Source organism: Paenibacillus sp. Cedars, assembly GCF_003184205.1.
Lineage (GTDB): Bacteria > Bacillota > Bacilli > Paenibacillales > Paenibacillaceae > Paenibacillus_AQ > Paenibacillus_AQ glucanolyticus.
Window position 1 is genome coordinate 6,369,856 of the sequence record NZ_CP020866.1, and the last position, 23,862, is coordinate 6,393,717.

Here is a 23,862-nt window from a genome sequence, read left to right on the forward strand (position 1 = left end):
GTAATTTCATGTAGAATACGCTACAATAGCGGGAGCACATACTATTTTTAGAGGGTGAAGATGAATTTATGAAGCCGATATTATCAAAAGCGCAGCTCGACTACATGAAGGCGAAGACCAAGTTCGAGGAAAAAGCCAAAGTGATGGAGAAGAAAATTGAGCTGGCTCGTGCCGCTCATGATGAGATAACTCAGGAAGTCATGGAGGGACTCGTTGTTGAGACAGGCTTTCATGATTCATTTAACGAAATGACAGCGGCTGAGAATGCGTTGATCCAATGGTCACACACTACAATTAAACATGATAAGACATATCGTACGAATAAATCCGAAATTGACATGATGTACAGTACATTGCATAGTAACCCGGAAATGCGAGCACGAATCATCCAGCTTGCTATGAAGATTCGCTAGTATTCAACAAAGGCGCCCAGAGGGCGTCTTTTTTTGTTGTCGTTATATGTAAATGGACAATTGTTATACGAAGTGATGAAACTCCGGAAAATATTTTAAAAAAAACTTTGCAACAGCCGCAACTTTTTGGAAATTCAAACGTTTATAATGTAGAGCCCAATGAGGTAACCAAGATTATCCGAAACAAGAAACTTGTCTATTAATTAGAAAAATGTTCTTTACGGTGTTGGGGACTCGTTGTATAATACCTAGGTAGGATTAGGAATCTATTCTAGTATGTAGTGTTCTTTCGTTAACAAGATTCTGTGATATCGTCACAGACATCATTTATGATTTATGCTCAACTCGAGAAAGGAGGTGCAGGACAAATGAGTGATAAGAGCTACCAAATTAAAGAAAATAATCAAGTGATGATTCAAGGAGGAGAAAAAAAGGTTATGAAGAAAATTTTATCCGTAGCACTGTCTACAGCAATGGCATTCTCCATGTTTGCTTCTGTTGCATTCGGTGACGATGCGCTTAACACACAACAGAAATTTGATGTACTGAAAGAAAAAGGGATCTTCACTGGTTACCCAGACGGAACTGCTGGTCTGGACAAAGACATGACTCGCGCTGAGTTTGCTAAGGTCTTGGTTGGTATCATGGGTCTTGAGCCAATCGAAGGTAAAGCATCTTTCAAAGACAAAAACTACAAAGCTGACAAATGGCCAGCTCCTTATGTAGAAGCAGTTTACGCTGCTGGTCTGATGGAAGGTAAAAACACAACGAAAATGATCTTCGACTTCAACGGTAAAATCACCGTTCAAGAAATGGCGAAAGTTCTCGTTCTTGCTCAAAAAATTGACATCCCAACAGAAACTAACAACAACGCTTCTGACTGGGCTAAAGGTTATGTTCAAGCAGCAATCAACTCTGGTTTGGTAGATGCTAAAGCTAACCCTAAAGCTAACGCTTCCCGTTCCCAACTGGTTGACGTTGCTTACTCCATCTACCTGGCTCAACAAAAACCAGCCGTAGTTTCTTACGAAGTTAAAGAAGACGGTAAAGTGGTTGAATTCAAACTTGCTAACAACGAAGTTGTTAAAGTAACTTTGGAAACAGCTTTGAAAGCTAACACAGCTACAGAAGTTAAGTTCTCCCACAACAACTACGACTACACTGAAAAAGTGACTTGGGTTGTAACTGCAGCTACTAAGATTCAAAGCGTTGCAGGTACTAACTACAAACAATTGGTTGTAACTTTCGATGGTGAAGTTGACACTAAAACTGCTACCAACGAAGAAAACTACACTATCAGCAACGTTGCAGTTGACTCTGCTTCCCTGTCTGCAGACAAGAGAGTTGTTACGCTGACACTGACTGAGAATGGTAACAAATTGCCACAGCAAAAAGCTACCAATCTGAAAGTGAACGGAGTTAAAAACTCTGATGGAAGCCGTACTTTCAATGAAACTGTATCCTTCTCTGTGAATGATACTGCGATCCCTGAAGTGAAAACAGTAACTGGTTTGGGTACAAGCGCTGTCCGCGTTCAATTCTCCGAGCCTGTAACAAGACTTTCTGCTGGTAATATCGCTAACTATCGTATCGATGGTAAACCGATTTCCGGAACAATTACTTACAGTTACCTTACGAATTCGGTGGTTATTTCCACTCCACTTGCTGTTGGTGAACACACTTTGACAGCAGAGGGTGTAACTGACTTCGCTAACTTCAAAGTTGGTAATGCAAGTTCCACATTCTCGGTAGTTGAAGATACTGTTGCACCAGAAGTTGTGTCTGCTGTTGCTAAAGATCTGCAAACAGTAGTTGTAACTTTCAACGAGCCAATTAAATCGGTGAGCAAAGGTTATCATACTTCGACTTCCAGACCAGCAACAGTATCCATTAGCGATAATGAAGTTACTTTGAGCTTCACTGAAGCTAATCGTTTGGGTCTTGGGGAAACTGAAGTATTCCTTGAAGCTGTAAGTGATTACAGTAACAATTCTTCTAACCGTTCAACTAAAGTAACACCTGTAGTAGATACTGAGCGTCCAACAGTTGTTGGTGTCAATGCGAAGTCAACTGACACAACAGCCCTCACTGTTGAATTCTCTAAATCTGTTAAAGAATCCGACATTCAAAACAGAAGTAACTTTGTCCTGAAAAAGGCGGATGGAACAGTGTTCTCCGGAGCTGGTTTCACTAGCGCTGGTAACCCAACTACCGCTCCTAAATATGCAACGAAAGCAAACGGAACTGTAGATAATACTAAAGCTGTTCTGACTTCTATCGGATCGACTTTGCCGGCTGGTAAATACACTCTGGAAATTTCCGGAATCCGTGACAACACTGCTTTTGGTAACACTATGGTACCTCAAACTGTGGAAATCAATGTAACACAAGCTGGCGCTATCGAAACTACTGCTGCTTGGTATACTCTTGATTCCGCAAATGACCAATACAACATTTATGTGCAGTTTGACAGAAACGTAGCAACTTCTGGTGAAGGTAATGCGCTTGATGTTAACAAGTACAACTATGTTGTTGGAAGCACTTATTATCCAATTCCAGCAAATGCATCGATCACTTCTTACACAGCTAATACAGTTGTAATTACTGTAAATAAAGATGATCTGAATGCTAACTTCAGTGATAATACTATTGCTAAGAAGATCCGTGTGGTCAACGTAGCTGACCTTAACGGGAACTATGTAAACACAACTGGAAGTGTTACTGATCTGACAGCACAAGAAGTTTCTCGCGTTGCTATCGGTGATGTGAATGCTACAGGTGCAAGAACAATTGTTGCTAAGTTTAAAGGTGAGTTGGGATATGTTGATTCACGTGACTTCGCAATCAATTCTGCATCCGTACCAACTGATGTTTATGGCTTCTCCGTAACAAATAAAGGTTTTGCAAACGGTGAAACAACTGTTGAGTTCAATCTTACTAAAGATCTTCCTGCTAACACAGGTGATGTAGTATTGAGAACTACTTCTACAAGCTCAGCTGATCTGCATACTGTAGATAACTATGGTCGTAAGATTGCAGCGGTCAACAAAGATGTTGCTGACAAAATTAAACCATCTATTGTTGAAAATTCCAATGGTACAAAACAAGTTGCTGCAACTGCAACTGAAGTAAGAATTAACTTCACAGAAAGCCTTAAACTTGCTCAAACTGCAGCTACATTTGTAGTCCGTGTAAATGGTAACCCAGTTGACTTGACTGATTACACTGCAAGTGTAAGCGGAAATCAATTGGTAATTACTCTTGATAATGCAGCTCCTGCAAATGCTTTGCTTGAGGTAGAACTGAAAGGTAACCCAGACGGTTTGTACCTCACAGATGAAAGTGGAAATGCAGCTGACAACTTTAGTGTTTCAGCACGCGTTAACTAATCTGTATCTGTAATGCCTTATTAGAACCCTTACCTCAAAGGTAAGGGTTCTTTTAAATTTATAGATAATGAAGAGGTGCAGTATGAAAAACAAAAAAATGATCAAGATGAAAATCCTGTCCGCATTTTTAGTGCTAGCTATCGGGATTGGAGCTGGCTCCATCCTCAACACTCCCGCCGACGGCGCAGGCACAACCCCTGGCACCACTGACGACCCGGTAGTCACCAAGAGCTACGTTGATCAACAAATCCAGCAAGCACTCAATGGCGGTGGTGGAGCAACGAGTCCAACTCAGCCATCGCAAGGTGCTGATGAAGTCAAGAACGTTGCTCTGAAACCTGGTAAGATCTTGATTGCCGATGCTGGAACAGAATTTATTGTGCGTTCAGGTAATGCTGTGATTTACACTGAAGTCTCCAGTGGCGTTGCAGACCTTACAGATGGTAAAGATCTGTTGAATGGACAAGCTGCGCCTAAGAATCATCTGCTCTCGTTTCCACGTGAAGGCCGAGGCATTCAGGTGAAAGAAGGGCAAACCAGCAATCTGATTGTCATGGTACGCGGCGGTTACACCATTAAATAGCGAACGACTAGTGTGCGTTAGGTACCTGCTGATATTGCTTCATCCTTCAAGAGGCATGTCAGAGAATTTGGACTTTAATTCAGTATAGTCCTACTCATAATTATTGCCATTAGTGACAACGTTTTATACGTGTGGAGGCTGTAATCTCGACAAATAATAACTTCTGTAAATACCATTACAGGAGGTGTTTGAACATGGCACGAAGCAGTCGAAATCGTCAAGTGGTACCCGAATGCCGTGAAATGCTGAAACAGATGAAATATGAGATCGCAGCTGAGTTTGGATTGCATGTTGGTTACGGCGGCGGCTCAAATGGAGCGGATACGGAATTTGGTTCAGAACTTGGAGCCATCGGAGGGGGATCCTCTAGTCGCCGTGCTGGATGGGGCCATTTGACATCCCGTGAGAACGGATCTGTTGGTGGGGAAATTACCAAGCGTTTGGTTCAGAACGCCGAGCAAAGCATTCTGGGATGACTGTAGGTTTTTCATAATTTCGGTAAGAACTTATTCTTGAATAACTTCGATATGAAAAACCAAGAAAATCCTTGAGAATCAGCTCACTAACTGGATTGACACCTGGTAACAAATAAGTTAATATGCATGTTGAGGATTGTACATTTCAAACCTTTTCCGATAGGAAAAGGTTCATTTTTTGTGTAGGACCTCTTGATATATCATATACTATTCATATGGGAGGTTGATCTCATGTCTTTAACAGGGCGACGTTTATTTACATCTGAGTCCGTAACTGAAGGACATCCGGATAAAATCTGTGACCAGATTTCCGATGCGGTACTCGATGCATTTTTGGCTAACGATCCCAACGCACGCGTAGCTTGTGAAGTCTCCGTGGCAACGGGTCTTGTTTTGGTCATTGGAGAAATTAGCACCAAATCAGAATACGTGGATATTCCATCCATCGTACGCAATACCGTGAAGGAAATCGGGTATACCCGTGCAAAATACGGTTTTGATTCCAATACATGCGCGGTGCTGACATCGCTGAATGAGCAATCTGCTGATATTGCACAGGGGGTAAACGCTGCACTGGAGAATCGTGATCCTTCCCAAGTGGACAAGGAGACCGAGAACATCGGTGCTGGCGACCAAGGCTTGATGTTTGGTTTTGCAACTAACGAAACGCCAGAACTGATGCCTCTTCCAATTGCATTGTCCCACCGTATTGCTCGTCGTTTGTCTGAGGTTCGTAAAGACGGTACGCTGGAATACCTGCGTCCAGATGGTAAAACCCAGGTAACGGTTGAGTATGATGGCAATAAACCAGTGCGTGTAGATACGATTGTTGTATCGACTCAGCATGCTGAAGAAGCAACTCTGGAGCAAATCCAGAAGGACATCAAAGAACAAGTCATTCTTCCTGTGGTACCAGCTGAGCTGCTGGACGCAGAAACGAAATATTTCATTAATCCTACAGGTCGTTTTGTTATCGGTGGTCCTCAAGGGGATGCCGGTCTGACAGGACGTAAAATCATCGTCGACACCTACGGCGGCTACGCTCGTCATGGCGGCGGTGCATTCTCCGGTAAGGATCCTACAAAAGTAGACCGCTCCGCTGCTTACGCGGCTCGCTACGTTGCTAAGAACTTGGTTGCAGCGGGTCTGGCGGACAAGTGTGAAATTCAATTGGCTTACGCCATCGGTGTAGCAAATCCAGTTTCGATTAGTGTTGATACTTACGGTACTGGTAAAGTAAGTGAAGAGAAATTGGTGGAGCTTGTGCGGGGCAACTTCGATCTGCGTCCGGCTGGCATTATCCATATGCTCGATCTTCGCCGTCCAATCTACAAGCAAACAGCTGCTTACGGCCATTTTGGACGAACCGATCTGGATCTTCCTTGGGAGCGCGTAGATAAAGTGGAAGCTTTGAAGGAACAAGCTGCAGCGAACTAAGTTTCGTATCTGGAAAAGTTTTAAACTGCTGAGTTACGAACCTTGGCATCTTTTCGAAGAGTAAATCATGGTCAGCGACTGCTTATATATCTGCTAATTCGTTCATTAATAGAGCATTACTCTATTAACCGACGCAGACTTATTACAAAAATGAAATAATTATAAAGCTGATGCCTATTATAGGTATCAGCTTTTTTTAATAATTTATTGGAAAAAGAGGAATATAGTTTATGACAAACTAGTTACTTTTAGATGAAATTATAGTAACATAGGGTTGAATTACATACACTCTCAAAAAATGCTACTACATTTTTGCTAGAACTTGATGTAAGATACGCGAAAGTGTTTTTTTTATAACAAAATCGTAACTTTTTCTCAAAAATGAAGTCTATTAATTAGAGACTTTAAATGTTCGGCATCCGTGTTGAACGAGAGATGGGAGAGTTACGATTACATGGTTAGTCAGGGGAAAACACTGAAGACTGAGAAATCAGGCGTAGGCAAAAAATGGTTGATTATTACACTGGCAGGGGTTATCTGGGTAGGCCCTGCGCTTAGCAACGGAATACCGGTTATAGAGAATCTATCGTCTTCATCTGTAGCTCATGCGGCATCCGCGTCAGCCAAGAAACTAGGTGAAGAAATCATTACTTCCGGTGCGGTTCTGATGAAATATCAGTACATTAACAGCACTGGGGGAAAATCGCTAGCCAATGTCATCCGCGTGGATCTCAATAACAAATACGTGAAACTGGATGTCATGACAGGGCAAGGAAATCAATTTACAACGAGACAAAGCACGGGCGGAATGGCGAAGGAGAACGGCGCGGTTGCTGCGATTAACGGTGATTTTTTTAATACCGGCAGCGAAGGGGCTCCGATGGGTGCTCAAATATCGAGTGGTTTGTTGATGTCAACGCCATCTGATCTGAAAGGCATGTACGCTTTTGGTGTAACGAACGATGGAACGCCGATTCTGGACGAGTTTGCATTCTCGGGGAGTGTTACGGCTGAGAATGGAGCTTCATTCCCGCTTGCGGGCATGAACAAAGTCTCCTATGCGCCAGAAGGTACCGGATCAACGTATAGCCATGCGAATACAGCTTATATCTACACAAGTGCATGGAAGGCGGTTGAGCGTCCTAAGAACAGCTCGACGACGCCAACGGAGGTTATGGTAACGGACGGCGTCATTACGGATATTTCAGTGATGGCGGGATTGCCCACAGCGATACCGGAAGGTAGCTTTATTTTGCGAACCCATGGAGCTGCGGCAGAGTTCGTGAAAAAAAATCTGGCTGTCGGCCAAAAGCTGGACGCGAATTATGCGCTGGTGTCCAAAAAATCAGGTAAGGAACTGGACCCAACTACACTTCAAATGATGATTGGCGGCCATACCATTCTGGTTGATAACGGCAAGGCGACGTCATTCTCAAGAAACGTGAATTCGATTGGAGGAAGCCGGGCACGTACAGCTGTAGGTTACTCCAAAGACGGACGTTACGCCTATCTGATTGCTACGGAGAGCAATGACAATAGCAAGGGGATGACCCTTCAGCAGCTGCAGGATTTCATGACCAAGATTGGCGTATGGAAGGGAATGAACCTTGACGGGGGCGGCTCGACGACGATGGTCAACCGTCCACTGGCCGAGACCAATACCGAGCTTACCTTCAACACGGAATATGGCACGACGCAGCGCAGCATTGTAAACTCGCTTGGGGTGTTCTCAACGGCACCCAAGGGCAGCTTGAAAGGTCTGACGGTAAGCGGAAGCAACACCCTGCTCATCGGGCAGATGGGTACGTATGAACTGAAAGGCTATGATACCTATTATAACCCTATAGAAGCCGGCTCCATTAAGCCTACCTGGAAAGCCAGCAACGGCAATCTGGCCGTCAACGGACAAAGCATCAAGGCAACCAAGCCGGGGACAACTACTCTGACGGCAGTAAGCGGCAGCACAAAAGCTACCATGCAAGTTAAGGTGTTAGGTGCGGACGATATCGCCGCATTGACCACAGGCGTGTCGAGTGCTCCGCTGCAGGCAGGAACGAGCGTTTCCGTACCGGTCACGGCCGTAACGAACAATGGTCAGAGCCTGGAAGTGCCGAGCAGCGCACTGAAATGGGAGTTCATCGGATTTAAAGGAAGTGTAAAAGACGGACGTCTGACGGTATCCTCCGTCAACAGCAATACGAAGGTCGGTTATGCTATCGCACGATATGACGGCTTTAGCACAGTTGTTATTTTATCCGCTGCAGGAGAGAGCACATGGGAGAACTTCGAGAACGTGAGTTACCCTGTGAAGTTCACCACGAATGTGCCAGCAGTTACCGGTACTGCAGCAATTAAAAATGGCAGCGGAACAAAAGCAAACTCGAAGGTCTTGAATTTGTCCTATGATATGACAGGTGGATTAGGACAGAAAATGTACGCATACGCGGAATTGAACGGCACAGCCGGGAAATCCATTCCTGCACAAGCAACGTCCATGACGATTGATGTGGAAGGAGATAATAGTCTGAACTGGCTGCGCGCTGAACTGAAAGACAATAACGGAAAAACCGTATATGTGGATCTGGCGAAAGCAATCGATTGGAGCGGCTGGAAGACTCTGAGCATGGATCTGAGTGGATATAACATTGCATTCCCAGCGCAGATGAAGCGACTGTATGTGGTCAACGTGGAAGAAGGTCAGGATGAGCGCGCTTTGACGGGTTCAGTATCTTTTGACGATATAAGGTTCATGATGCCTTCCCAATCAGGGAATGAAGGACTTCCAACTGGAAAAGCAGTCATGACTATTGGGCAAAAATCACTCGTGCTGAATGGTTCCAAAGTGGCAATTGATTCGGCGCCAATCTTGAAAAATGGAACCACCTACGTTCCGATTAAGCATGTTCTAGATGCCTTCGGCGGGCAAGCAACATGGAACCAATCCGCTCAGCGGGTAGGTGTGTTGAGAGGCGGTATGCTCATGGAACTGACGGTAGGCAAGAAGGAATTCATCCTGAACGGTAAGCGCAGTTCGGCGGCTGTCGCACCGATGGTTCAAGGTGGTAGGACTTTGGTCCCTCTTCGTCTCGTTTCCGAGCAATTAGGCCTTAAAGTAAAATGGGACAAGAACACGAAGACCGTTACGATCGAATCATGATATGGTATGATATGTATATGAAACGTTAGAAATGGAGTAGAGTGCGTGGATTATCAAGCCGATGCCATCGACCGTGTCATAAAAAACGCCATCAAAGTGATGGAGGACAGCAAATACCAGATGTTCGAAATATTGGAGGCGTCGCGGCAGGAGCTCGCGTCTCTCAATCATGAACTGCAGCGGACATTAAAAGAAACGACGGAAACTTTAGAGAAGGTAGATCAGCTAGAGCTGAACTATCGCCGTTCCCGGATCCGGCTGACCGAGGTTAGCCGGGATTTTGTCCGGTACAAGGAAGAGGATATCAAGCAGGCGTATGAGAAAGCAACGCAGCTTCAGCTTGACCTCATGATCTACCGGGAGAAGGAAATGTATCTGAAGGCAAGACGAGACGAGCTGCAGAAGCGGGTTCGTAATGTAGAGAACTCGGTGGAGCGTGCAGAATCGATTGGATCTCAGATGGGCGTGGTGCTCGAATACTTGTCCGGAGAACTGGGCCAGGTTTCCCGAATCATCGAATCTGCGAAAAACAGACAGGTGATTGGCCTGAAGATTATTCTGGCACAAGAGGAAGAACGGAAACGCATATCCCGAGAGATTCATGATGGTCCTGCCCAACTGCTGGCTAATCTGGTTCTTAGGACGGAAATTGTAGAAAGAATGCTCGCGAAGCAGGAATTTAAGATGGTGCAGGACGAAATAGTAGATTTGAAGGGCCAGGTTCGCTCGAGCCTGGAGGAAATGCGAAAAGTCATTTTCAATCTGCGTCCAATGGCACTCGATGATCTAGGATTAATCCCCACACTGCGTAAATATGTGCATGATTATGAAGAGAAATCGAAAATCCGCACGATCTTCGAGACACGGGGGAAAGAGCATCGTCTCTCTTCTGCGATGGAGGCGGCCATCTACCGGTTGGTGCAGGAAGCACTTTCGAATGCTGCAAAACATGCTTACCCGACTTATGTGCTTGTTGAGATTACTTACCAGGCGCAATTGGTCAAAATCGTTGTACAGGACAATGGCCTGGGATTCAATGTCGAATTGCTGGAACAGAAAAGCAGGGACCACTTTGGGTTAATTGGCATGCGGGAGAGGGTTGAACTGCTCGAAGGGAGAATGGAGATCGATTCAGCCGAGAACCAGGGAACCAAGATCGTGATTCATATCCCGACGAACGTAGAAAAGAGAAAGGAGTAATCGGATGGAACATATGGAGAAAGAGAACGCGATTATTAAAGTATTATTAGCCGATGACCACCAGCTGTTTAGGGAGGGTCTGAAGCGGATACTGAATATGGAGGACGACATTGACGTCATCGGTGAATGCGGTGATGGAATTCAAGTGCTTGAATTCTGTAACGAAGTGAAACCGGACATCGTGCTGATGGATATTAACATGCCAACAGAGAACGGTGTTCAAGCGACCGAGAAACTACGTGAAATGTTTCCTGAGATCAAGGTTATCATACTGTCGATTCATGACGACGAAAGTTATGTGTTTGAAACGCTCCGCAAAGGAGCTAACGGTTACCTCCTGAAGGATATGGAAGCCGAGTCACTGATTAACGCGATCCGTTCGGTACATGAGGGATATGCATTTATCCATCCAAAAGTAACAGGCAAGCTGATTCAACAGCTTCGTCGGATGACTTATGTAAACGAAGCAGGCGCTATGGCGGAAAGCGGTACGCGCGAAGCGGGAGTCAAGTTTGTGGCAGGCGAGAATAACCCATTGACAAGGCGCGAAGCGGAAGTGCTCAGACTAATGGCCGAAGGCAAGAGCAACAAGATGATTGGAGAATACCTGTTCATTAGTGAAAAAACTGTAAAAAACCACGTCAGCAGCATTTTGCAGAAGATGGAAGTGGACGACCGTACGCAAGCGGTTATCAACTCGATCAAATATGGCTGGGTGACGTTGTAATCGCCGATCCGAATGCACGGACGCGTCTTACATAGGGAGGGAACTGCCAAGGGCGGTTCCTTTTTGTTATATTATAGAGCATATAAGTTTTCAGCGAGCTCAATAATTGCAACAAGAACAACATTCTAACTGTGTATTGTGTTAGAGCCGTTCCCGTCAAGTTTAGTGTGGGCTCTGGTTACATAACTGTCACCGTCCCCTCCTGATCAGCATATATTGTTGATAAGAGAAGGAGGTGAGTCTCATGGTTGCCCAATTGCTGTGGATACTCGCGGTGTACGGGATCGCTGTTGCTCTGGTTCATATCGTGCATGCCCGTCATCTTAGAAGAGCCGGTGAAGGCACGGGGCGGCGCAGGCATTATGTGCTGATCACGTCCAACCATGAGCGGCAGGTGGAATGGTATTTAAGAGCCCTTTCATGGTATGCCCTGCTGAGTGGGACGCGTGTGCGTGTCACCGTCCTTGATGACCAGTCTTATGATGATACGCTGAAGATTGTCCAAAGACTGACTCATTTGTCCGGAATCGAACTGGTGTACGGGACATGGAGATCCGATGGTCAGGCATCACGGGAACCCGATGCAGATTCGAATGAAGATGAAGTGATACGGATCGATCTGAGGCATCCGATGGAGGCAGTTCAGATTCCTTATGTACAGGGTTAGACATCAAAAAGTTGTTGTTTCAGCTCCCAGGATCATATTCATATTGTTGAAGGCGTGAAGCACACTCCGACCGCGTAGGTGAGAGGTGTGCTTTTTGCGTTTTTTCAAAAAAGTTGTTAGAGGATAGGATTGTGCGTTGGTGTTTATAAAAAAACATATTGTGACAGGATCCGACAAAGGACATCGAAAAGGGGAGCTATTGATGATATGACGATCCTGGCACGGAGGTGCAGCTGTAGATATGAAACGGCCGAGTTGTTTGAGTGAATATCGGCTGTCCATCTTCATGATCATGTTTCTCTCTAATGGAATTAGATATGTTGTCTAACTTAGTTCTCTACTGATAGCAATTGAAAGCAATGAAAAAAGGAAAGGTACATGGGCTTTCTTAAACTTACTAGTACGGTATCAGTCACATGACCTTTACCCGCTTTATATCTCTTGATATTGGAGTTGATGTCCGTGCAGATTGCTATATATGCCATTCGCACATCCGAGAAATGGGAATGTCGTTTCTCCTTAGATCTGCGGGTGGATTTTCAGTGGTGGTATGGAAAGAAGCGATGGTTGGATGAGAGTGCAAATAATCCGATATTTGTATTGTTGTCCTCCCAGATGCCGCTAGGCTGGGCTGTTGAAATTCACGAGGAATTTCGATCCATCAATGAAATGAATGAGTGGAGTGTACGAGAGTGGCAGAACTATGTACTCCTTGGATTAAGGGGGTTTTTACTTCAAGAGCCTGAAGTCAGCAGGCCTCAGTGGGGCGCTTTGTTCAAAGAGATACAGTTGTTGAATGGAGCTCGAATAAGGTCTTTGATGGAGATGGGAAGTACTGTTGAACATGGAGCTGTGTTGATGCAGCAGGCAGAGCTGCTGATTCAGTGTATGGAAGGACGAGCCTTGCTTGCAGGCGAGGTCGAGGCTCTGTTGGCGGAGGTCGCCGGGGAGGACACCGGCGACTGGCGCTCCGCGGCCCAGCTCGGCGTCCTGCTGGGCCGCCTGCGCTTGGAAGCGGGACTGGCACAGCCCGCCCCGCGCCATTCGCCCGGCTGGCTCCGCCGCCGGGCCGTGGCCCCCCGCTGCCGGCGATGCGGCAGCGAGGCCCGTAGCCGCACGGCATGCGCCGCGTGCGGCTCGGCGGCTTGCGCCTATTGCGAGGCCTGCCTCGCCATGGGGCGCAGCCGCGCTTGTGCCCTGCTGCTGCATGGCGCAGCAGGGTCGGCCGTGCGGGGCACGGCCGGAGGTGCCCCCACCGTGGCCTTGGGCCGGTGGGGGCTTAGCGCAGCGCAGAGCGCCGCCGCAGGCGCTGCGCTGCAGTTTTTGGCGGAGTCGCCCGCAGGGGGCTCCGCGGGGCTCGCCCGGTTTCTCATCTGGGCGGTGACCGGGGCCGGAAAAACCGAAATGATCTTTCCGCTTTTGCGGTCTATTCTGGACGTAGGTGGCCGCGTGTTGGTCGCTGCGCCAAGAAGGGACGTGGTGTTGGAACTTGCGCCCCGTTTATCCAAGGCTTTTCCGGAGGAGACGGTAGTTACGCTATATGGAGGAAGTCCGGATCGGTGGAAGCGGGGGAGCATCACGCTGGCAACGACGCATCAGCTTCTGCGTTTTAGGGGAGCTTTTGACCTGGTGGTTATCGATGAAATCGATGCATTCCCTTATCATAATGATCCGATGCTGGATTATGCGGCCAAGGGGGCTTGCAAAGCAGGAGGGAAATATATCTACCTGTCAGCCACCCCGCCAGCGCCGTTGCAGCGGGAGGCGGCAGCAGGCCGTTTGCCTCATGCTAAAGTACCCGCGCGTTTTCATGGTCATCCGCTGCCTGTTCCACATAAGCTTAAAATTCCCACAGTGAACCGATGCTTGCAAGAAAAGAAGCTTCCCCCGGGTTTGGTTCGTAATTTAAGTGCATCTCTTTCCCGCGGCGCTCAGGTGTTCCTGTTTGTATCCCGCATTAAGCATATCGAGCCTTTTCTGGAGCTGCTCCGCAAGGCGATTCCCAATGCACCGATTGAAGGGACATCATCCATCGATCCGAATCGGGCAAGCAAAGTGATGTCCTTCCGCAACCGCGAGATTCGTTTGCTGGTGACAACGACGATACTCGAGCGCGGAGTAACGGTTCCCAAGAGTGATGTGTTTATTTTGGATGCAGACAGCGAGCTTTTTGATGAGGCCGCTTTGATTCAAATGGCTGGTCGCGCGGGTCGATCCAAGGATGATCCGGCAGGGCGGGTGGTATTTGCAGCACCCCAGTGGACTCGGTGCCAAAGCTCGGCCGTTCGGCAAATCAAGGCAATGAACCGAATCGCCGGTAAAGGCGGATATTTACGATCATTCGACCAATTGTCGAGTGAGTAGGGATCAAGGAATAGGGACGGATTTTGTCCATGGAGTCTTAGGAACTCTAAGCGTGTAGGCTGGCGCTGTTTTTGTCGGAATATGGTGACGATGACTGTTGGATGTCTTAAACTGTGAGGGCTGTAGTTGGAATACACTTCATGATCTTCAGTTCAGGATTGCTATAGTGATTGTAGAAAGACTGTACTCTCTGGAGTAACCATCGGATGTTATGCAGTACGGTTGACTAATCTATTGAAAATTCTTGTATCTGTAAATAAATCCAACTTACCATTCCAAAAAGGAGAGGGGCTGTCGTATTTGATGTCAGACGTCTTCGCCAAACTGCTTGGTCATATGCATCGTTTGCTCAAGCCGATGAACGAAACCTGTCTCGCTTGTGGTAAAAGCGCTTCTCTTGCTCGAGAGCTTCCAGGGATATGCTATGGCTGTTCCAGGCAAATCCCTTGGATCGTTAACCCCCGATGCCTGCAATGCGGACGGGGGATTGGTTGTCCAGACTGCAATAGGTTTGGAATGAGCATGAGCAAAAGAAGTTTTATTTTGAACCGAAGTGCGGTGACCTACGATGCGCAGATGAGGGAGTGGTTAGCACAATATAAATACCAGGGTGTATGCGGCATTCTTTTAGACAGTCTTCCAAACGACCATTAGATTGAAAACAGGTTTTTTCCGAGACCCTCCTTTTTCGGGTTTGTCAAAATAAATAAATTCTATGATAGATTTCAGTAGTTTGTTTTTCTCCTCGATAGATGATGTCTCGTAAACACTCAGAACATGGTGTATCTTAGGAATCATGTTGGTTCGTTTACTGGCCAAGTCTTTCTCTTTTTGAATTGAATCCTCAAGAACGTCTAGTTCATCCTGCAGCTTGGTGACTTTCTCTGTAAGTGTCTTTTGTCTATCTAAAAACACCTCTATTGTATATACCTTCTTTTCTAATAAATCATGTGTGTTATCGAGCTGAGACCTCGTTTCCTTCATTTGCTTTTCAATCAATAATTTCTGTCTTTGATAATTGGTTATTAAATCATCCGAAGATCCATTATTTCCACGAAACGAAGGATCGGATTGGATGGATTTATAGTAATTCTGAATTTGACGAAGCAGTTCCCATTCAACGTGCCGAAATGCTACTGAATGGTTAGATTTGCATAGAGGATTCCTGCAGAGAATGATAGGTTCTCTGTTACTCCTTGGATCGGAATAATATATTCGGAAGCTCATTGCTAAACCACAATAGTGGCATTTAAGTAAAGTGGCTGTTGGGTTGACCATCTTCTTCCCTCGATTGATAGGAGGGTTGTAGTTCTCATTTATAATTCTCTGAGCTTTTTCGTAGTCCTCCCATGATACCAGAGGTATATGAGCATCATCAGCGGTTTGAACTTTCTCGCGCGGCGTTAACTTTGTACGGTATTTCCCGGTTTCAAGCTTCGTGTGTTGTCGGTTTCCATATCTGATGGTTCCGCAGTATACCGGATTCTTTAAGATACGGTGCACGGTGTTGTAGCGCCAATCAGTGACTCCCGTAGGTGAGGGGGTCAAGCTATTAAGGCGCACAACAATATCTGATACAGTCACTCCGTCTAAGAACCATTCATATATCTTCTTTACATACTGTGCTTCCTCCGGATGAGGGTAGAGTTTCAAATTTCCCATGTCAACAGGATTGTCCACATATTCTTTTATCAAGTGTGGATATCTTGTCTTGAAGTCAATCCCTTTAATATAACCATAGTTTGCCTTAGCCCCTACATAATTTCCTCGAGCTGCAGAGCGCCTACGTCCGCCGTGGAGACGTTTCTTGGTCTGTTTGTACTCATACCTAGCTCCCATGCCTTTATAGTCCATATAGAGCTCGTCAGCCTCGTCTTGAAGGTCCACAATCTTCCCAGGAGTGAGGATGTATGCTCCGGATTCTTTAAATGCTCTTTCGATCCGTCCTTGGTCTATCTTGTCACCGCGGCCAAGACGGTCCTCGTCCATAACACCTACCCAGCGAATCTCACCATCGGCCAACATTTCCAAGACACGTTGCATCTTAGGCCGCTCTGCAATGTATTCTCCACTCACAATCTCTTCGAGTAAATCGACAACGTGAACCTTATATTGGCGACTCATACGAAATAATTCCTCACGGTGCTTTTCTAAAGTGTCATAAGGCCGCCCTGCGGCAGCCGCTTCCCTTTCAGCTTCAATATCCTTTCTAGATTTCCGGCTGTATAGCACGCCTGGTAATCCTTCTAAGTTGTACATATGTATTCTCACCTTTCTTTAAAAATCTGCCCCATAAAAATCCAGTACTTGTTCAATATCTTTCCTTTGTACAATGAACTTGAATGCTGAGTTATAATACCTGCTGGCGAGATGGCTCAGCTTAAGACTGATTTGCCCATCTCTTGTGTAATCCAGATCATTAAACTTTACAGGTTTAGAGTCGACGAATGCCTCCAGCTGGTTCTCTTCGATTCGTTTGAATGGTCCATCTAGCGAGAAGATAAGCTCTTCTTGAGAGAGCATGGTTTCTTTATCTACTTGAATAATAATTTGGGATGGCTCGATGTAATCACCACTTGGGTCAAAGTATGCATAGAACGTCGTTTCACTCAGGGTTGGAGTTTCTTCTAAATCTATGTGACTCCGAGTTTTCATGAACTTTGCAGTTTCGCTCAGTATTTTCCCTTGATATTCTCTTCGCTGGATTTGTTCAAGTCTCTGCTTAGCGATGTTTTTCGGAACTTTAAAAGTGGTCGCTATGTAACGAATAGCATCAGTCTGGTTATCTGGTAAAGTAAGTTGGGAAATCATAAAAAACGGCATGGCTGCATATAAGACGAAGTTGTTCGCTTCATCTTCCTGAGCTTGGGTGAATGATTTTGGAAGTACCATCTGGTTACCAGCATGCCTGAGTAAATGACAGAGTTCATGGAGGAATTCACTCCATTGTTTTTCAGGAGATAATCTACTATCAAGAAAAACACTATACCTCCCTGGCGTTGTTTCGACCGCACGACTCCGGACTTTTTTGTAGTGAACCCAGACATTCAGCCGTCTAGATAGTTCTTCGATTGTAAGCTGCTTTGGAATAAGTATTCCGCAATCTTTATATAATTTCTCTGCATATTGTTCTAACGGAGTGGTTTCATAATATCTAAACATGTTGCAACCTCCTACGGGAATATATGTTCGGTTAATATGTAAAAAGAAAAGCCAGTAACTGGCTGCTTTTGAATCAGAGATAATGTTAGCGATTCTTTAATTTCTCGACTTCCATTTCTAGATCGGCTATACGGTGATTTAAGACGCGAACATCACCGCGGATATCAGACAAGTTGTCATCTAATTTTTCATTGAATTGAACAGTTTTTACCGTGGATCTCTTATTTAATCCCCCTATACATCGTTCAACCATTTATTAGCATAGATATGCGCTCCTCCAGAAGCTAAGGCAGCAATAACAGAGATGACAACTGAAGCACCTAGGCTGTCGAACCATTGCCCGATAATCCAGCCTACAACTCCACATCCTAAAGAAAGAATTATAAATAACAAATATCGTAGTGGTTTAATGTTCATAAGAATAATCGAACCTAGAAAAACCCCTCCGAAAACCCACCATGAAGAAAAGTATATACCTGATATCACTGCAATAATAATTATCTCTCCGAACAACCAATTTACTCCAGACTCACTCTCACGAGATTGGGTTACCCCTTTTCTGATCTCTTCATGATTCAAAGTAATCACCACTAATTAAATCCTCATCGGCTGAGGTATTTGCTTATTCACCTTGTCGTTGTCCAGGCTTACGCCCCTTTTCTTTTTCCATCAATGCCTTGAATATTATCCTCATTTCCTCACGACGTTCTTCTGGTGCGCTCAAATAATCTTTAAAGAAAATCCCGTGTTCAGGGTTATTAATAAATTCCTCGAACTCTGCTTGTTCTTGAGCTGTATATTCAAGTTCTTTAGTGACGTTATCTTCTGGGGCAAATCCTGATAACAGAAGCAATTCATTTACATCTGCTCCGTCTAAGGAGTTTGCCAGTGCAAGAACTTTATCTCTTGATGGCGAATACCTGTCATTTTCTATAGAACTGATGAATGAATAGCTTACTCCTGATTTTTTCTCAAGATCCCGTAAGGATAAATCATTTTTCAATCTCAATTCTTTGATTAATTTACCAAGCTTCTTGGTATTTTTCACATTGCATCACCTTCATTAATTTTAAATGTTGTGTATATCAAAACACAACCTATTACTATGATGTTGTTCTAAATTTCAAAACATGTGTTGACATTCGAAACATAGTGTTTTATTATTTGTTTAGAAATACAAAACAGCAAGCGAGGTGATGCAAATGAGTAAGGTGTTGGGGAATAATATCGCCAGAATACGAAAGGAATTAAAGATGACGCAGCAGGAACTGGCCGATCTCATTGGGATCGAGAGGACGTCATTATCTCAGATTGAGACGGGCGCATATAACCCAAGTGCAGATACTATGAAAAAGATATCGGATACTCTGGCTCGTCCTTTAGGAGATATTTTTTTTAACCCTGATGTGTTGAAATTCAAAACACTCGAAACTCAGTCTACCGAAACGTCGGAACGGAAGGAGGTGGGTTAGATGGAACACCAACTATCAGAAGCAACAGCAGTCAAGGAAACATATGATTTTGCAAAAGTAAACGAATTGTTGTCTGAAGGATGGACTCTGCACAGCATGTGGCCGGATTCAAATAAAACACGTTATGTACTCATTAAATTCTAAGGAGGCAGGAGCTATGGATACAAACTTAGCAATCCCCTTGGATATCAATATCGTTTCCATCGATCCAGCTATGAATGAACAACAACGAAATACTGCTCTCAAGCTACTTGCTGAATCAAATCAGAGAAGACCGATTACTGGCCCTGTTGCGATCCAACTCTCTGAGAATGGTGGGATCGTTATCAACGAAGGAAACATAGTGACTATGTCACCTAAAGAAGTCGCTGATAGATTCAAGGCTAGATTGAAAAATGGCGATCCAGAAGCACTCAGATTCAATCAAATTTTATGTGAGGGTGGCAATAATGAAGTTCCGGTGGATTCGTAATTCATCTCGAACAGGCTGCGTTTCAGCAACAGTAACAAGAAGCCTGCTGAAAAACATAGATGTTGAGATCGCATTAGATATGTCACTTCCGAATTTTGCAGTAAATCCGGAAAGCCTATCAAAGCTTGAAAGAAAAAAAGTTTTGAAGGAAGCACAAGAAAATTTAAAGAGGATAGAAGAAAGCCGCCGGAGCGGTACCAGCTGCCAGCGGCGAAGGGGATGACGAGGGGGAAGGTTTTGCTCACAACTAAATATTACAGCAACCCCTTGTCCAATATCACCCCAAAAATTGGGCAAAGGAGCACAGATTTATATGGCGATTGGACAATTTGGCAGCGCGCTTGAGGAAGTCCTCAAACGTAAAGGCCAGACCAAATTACAGGCTGCAAAAGTGGCCAAAATTGATAATTCAACGATTGGCAAGATCATTAAAGGATCCCGTAAGCCACCAAACGATATCATGCAAAGCACCGCAACGCATTACGATGATGGCCAGCTCTACATTGCGGCAGCCGGGGAGGTAACCGGCGGTGCTTTTGCACCCTGGCTCAACAATGTGGACTTACATAGAGCAAGCGTTCTGATCAAGAGCATTGAGGAAGTGAAAGAGGTACTCACGGTGTCTGGACAAGCTCCCATCAGCAAGACGAACGATCAACTCGATGAGTCAGAGAGGAAACAGATCCAGCGTCTACTGATGGAGACGGTCGAAGCGATCACTGCATTGACCCATCTGGCCGCAGTGCTGTGTAAGGAGTATTCCTTCTCTTGGCTTGCTACTTGGAAAGAGCATCGATCAATTATGAAGTCTAAAAAATATATGAAATGAGGAACCGGAATGTTGAGAGAACAGTTAGTCGCTGAGGCGAGGGAAGCTGGAAGAAACGCTTCACATAACTTGGAATGGATCCGGAAGAATCCAGAGGTAATGTTGCCTGGGAAGATAGAATCTGCTGAATCATATTTAAACAACATGATCAGATTCGCAGAAAAAGAAATGGGCATGAAAAAAGACTGCCTGGCAGGGCAGTCTCGGTTGAGATCACGACTAATGAGTCTCTTGTCGTCTATTTTAACGGCTGAGCGTCAGAAGCGCAAGGGGGAAACGGCATGATTAATAAAATCGGGGTTAAGCATCTGATCGGTCGAGAGCTCACGAACCAAGAAACTAGTGTTCTTGAATGGTTGAATGGTTGGGAAGAAGAGACAAGCAGCACAATTGCCGGACTTATCCAGGCGGCTTATCAACACGGAAAGCAAGAATCTATTTCCACTGACTCAAAGAAGATGACTGAAGAAGATATCCAGCAGTTTGCATTAGCATTGGCTGAACGTTACCTGCAGGTAGAAAAAGATCACGCAGTAGCATCTGAACTATATACACGAGCTTGCTCTGAAGAGCATTCTCAGGCGGTTGAACGTGTGAATAAGTTTGTTGCTATGGAACAGGCATTTGCCGTGTACAAGATATTCGCGGAAGCGGTAGATATGCTTCCGGAAGATATCAAGTATGCATTCGCACAACATTATGAACGATTGATTCAAAAATAATAGTATGACAGGCCAGTCGGCCCTGTCTCTCGGCTTCGGACAGTTTTCTAACCTATTCTCCTGTTCGGCGTCGAGAGATGCGGCTGACGCATCCAAGGTGGTGCCAACCCCCGGCCCACCTTGAAAAGTACATATGAAGGGAGGAAACGCCATGCAAGTGATCCAAAAGCTGACTGTTGTCAGCAATCCGACAAGAATTTTTGAAGTCGGAACAGAGGTGAACGGTCGTGAAGTCATTGAGATCAAGCAGGTGGGAGACGACAACATATCCGAGTTCTGGGTCATCGATGAGAACGAACAGATTATTGCCAGTGTTGAAAATTGCCCGATCATCGCAGAGTGGCATGAGTTCGTGGAAGACGGACCTGCGGAAACTGTGAAAACAGAAAATGACCCGCGGGTACGGGTCACATCTGGTGCCAAAATTTAATTTTGATGCCCCCACTATAACAGATGGGGGCGAATCACACAAGAGGGAGTGATTACCCATGAGTATTGCAACATCGATGGATATAACCGGTGAACGATTGGAAGTAGTAGTCCAACCCAAACGAATGTATTCACCGACGATCCTGTCAGTTAGAGCTCAGAGCGGAACAGTAGAGCTTCACTTGAACGATGATCAACTGGCCGAGATAGAATTCACTATCAAGCAGCACTTTGAAAACATGAAATATCCTGAATCGCCCATTAAGGAGGAGATCGCTTGAAAAGAATCATCTTGGAAAGCTTGACGCTTCGGAATTTTAAGGGATTCCGTGAATTTGTACTTCTTGCCAACGGCGGTGATGTAGATGCCTTTGGGGATAACGCAACTGGAAAAACGACGTTATTTGATGCCTTTGTCTGGCTGCTCTTTGGTAAGGATAGCAGCAATCGTTCAAAGTTTGAGATCAAGGAAGTGAACAAGGAGGGCAAAGTGGTACAGCACGGATTGGATCACGCGGTTGAAGCGGTACTCCTTGTTGATCAACGCCGGCGGACATTCCGGAAAGTGTATCTAGAAAAATGGGCCCAAAAAAGAGGCTCGGCTACATCTGTATTTGACGGTCATACACACAAATATTTCGTCGACGGTGTTCCAGTCAAAGAAAATGAGTACAAGTCTGAGGTTGCTGCCTTGATCAATGAGGATATTTTCAAACTCCTGACCAGTCCAACTCAGTTCAACGAGGAGCTGAAGCCTGAAGCTCGCCGCAAAATATTACTTGATGTTTGCGGAGATATGACGAATGCCGAAATTATCGCCAGCAATCCCGACCTTACCCCATTAGCTGCTGTCCTGGAGGATCGTAGCATCGAAAAACATAAACAGACCATAAAAGCACAACTTGCTGAGATCAAAAAAGAAATAAACCTGATCCCTACCCGGATTGATGAAAAACACCGAGACATGCCGGACGTTTCCGATTTGGACGCCGAACTTCTGCAGGATGACATCGACACGCTGCGCAGTAGAATCGACTTCAAGGTAGCCGAGCTTCAGCGGATCCAATCAGGTGGAGAATTGTCCTTAAAGGAGGTTCGCTTGCGCGAAATCAACGCTGAGCTGACAGACATCAAGCAACGTGTCCAGGCTGGAGGTTTGCAGGCTGTTAATGAACAACGAGAGCGGTTAATGCAACTGCGCGGCGAAGCATCGGATCTACAGACGCGAATTTCTGCTGGCCAACGTGAGATTGAACAGTACAAGCGACAAGCAGCACGGTCCGAGAGCCAGATTAAGCGGCTTATGGAAGAGTGGGATGCTGCGAATTCTCTTGAGTTTCCGATCCATGATCATGATCACGGCCCTAATTGCCCTGCATGCGGACAAGCTCTTCCTGAGGATCAGGTCCAGGCTGCCCAAGACAAGGCGCTAGCCGATTTCAACCTTAACAAGTCGCGCCGGCTTGATCAAATCTCTGCTGATGGCAAAGCTGCTGCTGCAGAATCTAGGAAGCTGAATGAAGCCTGGAAAGATCTTGCGGATAAGCAGTTCTCACTGGATGAGGAATTGGCTGCAAAGCAGTCCGAAGTCTCGGCGGCCAACGTCAAACTCACCGAGCTTCAGATGTCGATTGCTAACCCGTTAGATGATCCTGAGTACCAGGTAAAACTTCAAGAAGCTGAGGCAGTACGAGCCGAGATCGAGCAGCTTCGCTCATCAAGTGCCGATGCTGTTTCCAAGGTGCAATCTGAAATTCGTGTGCTTCGCCAGCAAGTTGATGAATTGGAGGCCGACAAGCAAAAGTTCGCACAGGTTCAGAAGATAGAACAAAGGATCGCTGAGTTGTCTGAGCAGGAACGCGAGCTGGCCGCCGAGTATGAGCGCCTGGAACACGAGTTGTTCCTTACGGAAGAGTTCACACGGACCAAAGTATCCGCGCTCGAGTCCAGGATTAACAACAAATTCAAGTACGCACGGTTCCGTCTTTTCGAGGAACAACTAAATGGCGGCCTGAATGACGTCTGTACGACACTTTTCGATGGGGTGCCGTACGATGGCGGCCTGAACAATGCCGCCCGGATCAATGTAGGACTGGACATCATTAACACTCTCAGCGAACACTACGGATTCTCGGCACCGATCTTTATCGATAACGCCGAATCGGTAACCCAACTGATCGACACAGACGCTCAGATAATTCGACTGGTTGTTTCGGAAGCGGACAAGAAGCTGCGCGTCGTAGCTCATAAAAACATGCAGGAGGCGATTTGAATGTATGACATCATCAAGAGCATTCAAGCTCAGAAAAAATATTGTGAGGAGAACGAAGCCCCTCACTTTGCTCCCCAATCCGGTAACTGCT

The 23,862-nt window shown here is 45.6% G+C and carries 22 protein-coding genes; 18 read left to right on the top strand and 4 right to left on the bottom strand.

Going from position 1 to position 23,862, the window contains the following annotated elements; all coding sequences use genetic code 11:
- Positions 1–68 precede the first annotated feature (68 nt).
- The 10 genes from B9D94_RS30560 (at position 69) to B9D94_RS30605 (ending at position 14,413) form a co-directional block, all read left to right on the top strand.
- Positions 69–413 carry a hypothetical protein gene (locus B9D94_RS30560; RefSeq protein ID WP_006213071.1) on the top strand — a complete coding sequence of 115 codons (345 nt, stop codon included), beginning with the start codon at positions 69–71 and terminating at the stop codon, positions 411–413.
- 368 nt (positions 414–781) lie between these two features.
- Complete coding sequence (locus B9D94_RS30565) at positions 782–3,802, top strand: S-layer homology domain-containing protein (protein ID WP_148248668.1); 3,021 nt, start codon at positions 782–784, stop codon at positions 3,800–3,802.
- 82 nt (positions 3,803–3,884) lie between these two features.
- The gene (locus tag B9D94_RS30570) at positions 3,885–4,385 is read left to right on the top strand and encodes a hypothetical protein (RefSeq protein ID WP_006213069.1); all 501 of its coding nucleotides are present in this window, start codon (positions 3,885–3,887) and stop codon (positions 4,383–4,385) included.
- 194 nt (positions 4,386–4,579) lie between these two features.
- Positions 4,580–4,861: an alpha/beta-type small acid-soluble spore protein gene (locus B9D94_RS30575; RefSeq protein WP_148248669.1), complete on the top strand. Its 282-nt coding sequence runs from the start codon at positions 4,580–4,582 to the stop codon at positions 4,859–4,861.
- 231 nt (positions 4,862–5,092) lie between these two features.
- Positions 5,093–6,298: a methionine adenosyltransferase gene (gene metK / locus B9D94_RS30580; RefSeq protein ID WP_148248670.1), complete on the top strand. Its 1,206-nt coding sequence runs from the start codon at positions 5,093–5,095 to the stop codon at positions 6,296–6,298.
- Between the two features lie 454 nt (positions 6,299–6,752).
- Complete coding sequence (locus B9D94_RS30585; protein ID WP_148248890.1) at positions 6,753–9,455, top strand: stalk domain-containing protein; 2,703 nt, start codon at positions 6,753–6,755, stop codon at positions 9,453–9,455.
- Between the two features lie 45 nt (positions 9,456–9,500).
- Complete coding sequence (locus B9D94_RS30590) at positions 9,501–10,655, top strand: sensor histidine kinase (RefSeq protein WP_006213064.1); 1,155 nt, start codon at positions 9,501–9,503, stop codon at positions 10,653–10,655.
- Between the two features lie 4 nt (positions 10,656–10,659).
- Positions 10,660–11,382, top strand: a complete 723-nt coding sequence (locus B9D94_RS30595; protein ID WP_006213063.1) for a response regulator — start codon at positions 10,660–10,662, stop codon at positions 11,380–11,382.
- Between the two features lie 244 nt (positions 11,383–11,626).
- Positions 11,627–12,049, top strand: coding sequence for a hypothetical protein (locus tag B9D94_RS30600; RefSeq protein ID WP_036639941.1), 423 nt, complete (start codon positions 11,627–11,629; stop codon positions 12,047–12,049).
- Between the two features lie 462 nt (positions 12,050–12,511).
- Complete coding sequence (locus B9D94_RS30605; protein WP_148248671.1) at positions 12,512–14,413, top strand: helicase-related protein; 1,902 nt, start codon at positions 12,512–12,514, stop codon at positions 14,411–14,413.
- Between the two features lie 627 nt (positions 14,414–15,040).
- On the opposite strand, the gene B9D94_RS30615 is transcribed toward B9D94_RS30605, so the two are convergent.
- The 4 genes from B9D94_RS30615 to B9D94_RS30630 form a co-directional block, all read right to left on the bottom strand.
- Positions 15,041–16,672 carry a recombinase family protein gene (locus tag B9D94_RS30615; RefSeq protein WP_148248672.1) on the bottom strand — a complete coding sequence of 544 codons (1,632 nt, stop codon included), beginning with the start codon at positions 16,670–16,672 and terminating at the stop codon, positions 15,041–15,043.
- Between the two features lie 18 nt (positions 16,673–16,690).
- A complete protein-coding gene (locus B9D94_RS30620) occupies positions 16,691–17,575 on the bottom strand; it encodes an ImmA/IrrE family metallo-endopeptidase (RefSeq protein ID WP_148248673.1) in 885 nt (294 codons plus the stop codon).
- A gap of 234 nt (positions 17,576–17,809) precedes the next feature.
- Positions 17,810–18,166 carry a hypothetical protein gene (locus B9D94_RS30625; protein WP_148248674.1) on the bottom strand — a complete coding sequence of 119 codons (357 nt, stop codon included), beginning with the start codon at positions 18,164–18,166 and terminating at the stop codon, positions 17,810–17,812.
- Positions 18,167–18,197: 31 nt separating this feature from the next.
- Positions 18,198–18,623 carry a helix-turn-helix domain-containing protein gene (locus tag B9D94_RS30630; protein WP_148248675.1) on the bottom strand — a complete coding sequence of 142 codons (426 nt, stop codon included), beginning with the start codon at positions 18,621–18,623 and terminating at the stop codon, positions 18,198–18,200.
- 154 nt (positions 18,624–18,777) lie between these two features.
- On the opposite strand from B9D94_RS30630, the gene B9D94_RS30635 reads away from it, so the two are divergent.
- The 8 genes from B9D94_RS30635 to B9D94_RS30665 all read left to right on the top strand — a co-directional run bounded on the left by B9D94_RS30635 (position 18,778) and on the right by B9D94_RS30665 (position 23,771).
- Positions 18,778–19,047, top strand: coding sequence for a helix-turn-helix transcriptional regulator (locus tag B9D94_RS30635; protein ID WP_172964020.1), 270 nt, complete (start codon positions 18,778–18,780; stop codon positions 19,045–19,047).
- On the top strand, positions 19,048–19,191 hold the full coding sequence (locus B9D94_RS31225) for a hypothetical protein (RefSeq protein WP_172964021.1): 144 nt from the start codon (positions 19,048–19,050) through the stop codon (positions 19,189–19,191). It begins immediately after the preceding gene.
- 13 nt (positions 19,192–19,204) lie between these two features.
- Positions 19,205–19,519 (top strand): hypothetical protein, encoded by a 315-nt coding sequence (locus B9D94_RS30640; protein WP_148248677.1) that lies wholly within the window; start codon positions 19,205–19,207, stop codon positions 19,517–19,519.
- 313 nt (positions 19,520–19,832) lie between these two features.
- A complete protein-coding gene (locus tag B9D94_RS30645; RefSeq protein WP_148248678.1) occupies positions 19,833–20,348 on the top strand; it encodes a helix-turn-helix transcriptional regulator in 516 nt (171 codons plus the stop codon).
- Between the two features lie 281 nt (positions 20,349–20,629).
- The gene (locus B9D94_RS30650; protein WP_148248679.1) at positions 20,630–21,070 is read left to right on the top strand and encodes a hypothetical protein; all 441 of its coding nucleotides are present in this window, start codon (positions 20,630–20,632) and stop codon (positions 21,068–21,070) included.
- A 151-nt stretch (positions 21,071–21,221) separates the two neighbouring features.
- A complete protein-coding gene (locus B9D94_RS30655) occupies positions 21,222–21,500 on the top strand; it encodes a hypothetical protein (RefSeq protein WP_148248680.1) in 279 nt (92 codons plus the stop codon).
- Positions 21,501–21,558: 58 nt separating this feature from the next.
- Positions 21,559–21,780 (top strand): hypothetical protein, encoded by a 222-nt coding sequence (locus B9D94_RS30660; protein ID WP_148248681.1) that lies wholly within the window; start codon positions 21,559–21,561, stop codon positions 21,778–21,780.
- Positions 21,777–23,771, top strand: a complete 1,995-nt coding sequence (locus tag B9D94_RS30665; RefSeq protein ID WP_148248682.1) for an AAA family ATPase — start codon at positions 21,777–21,779, stop codon at positions 23,769–23,771. Before B9D94_RS30660 ends, B9D94_RS30665 begins: the two co-directional genes overlap by 4 nt.
- The last annotated feature ends 91 nt before the right edge of the window (positions 23,772–23,862 follow it).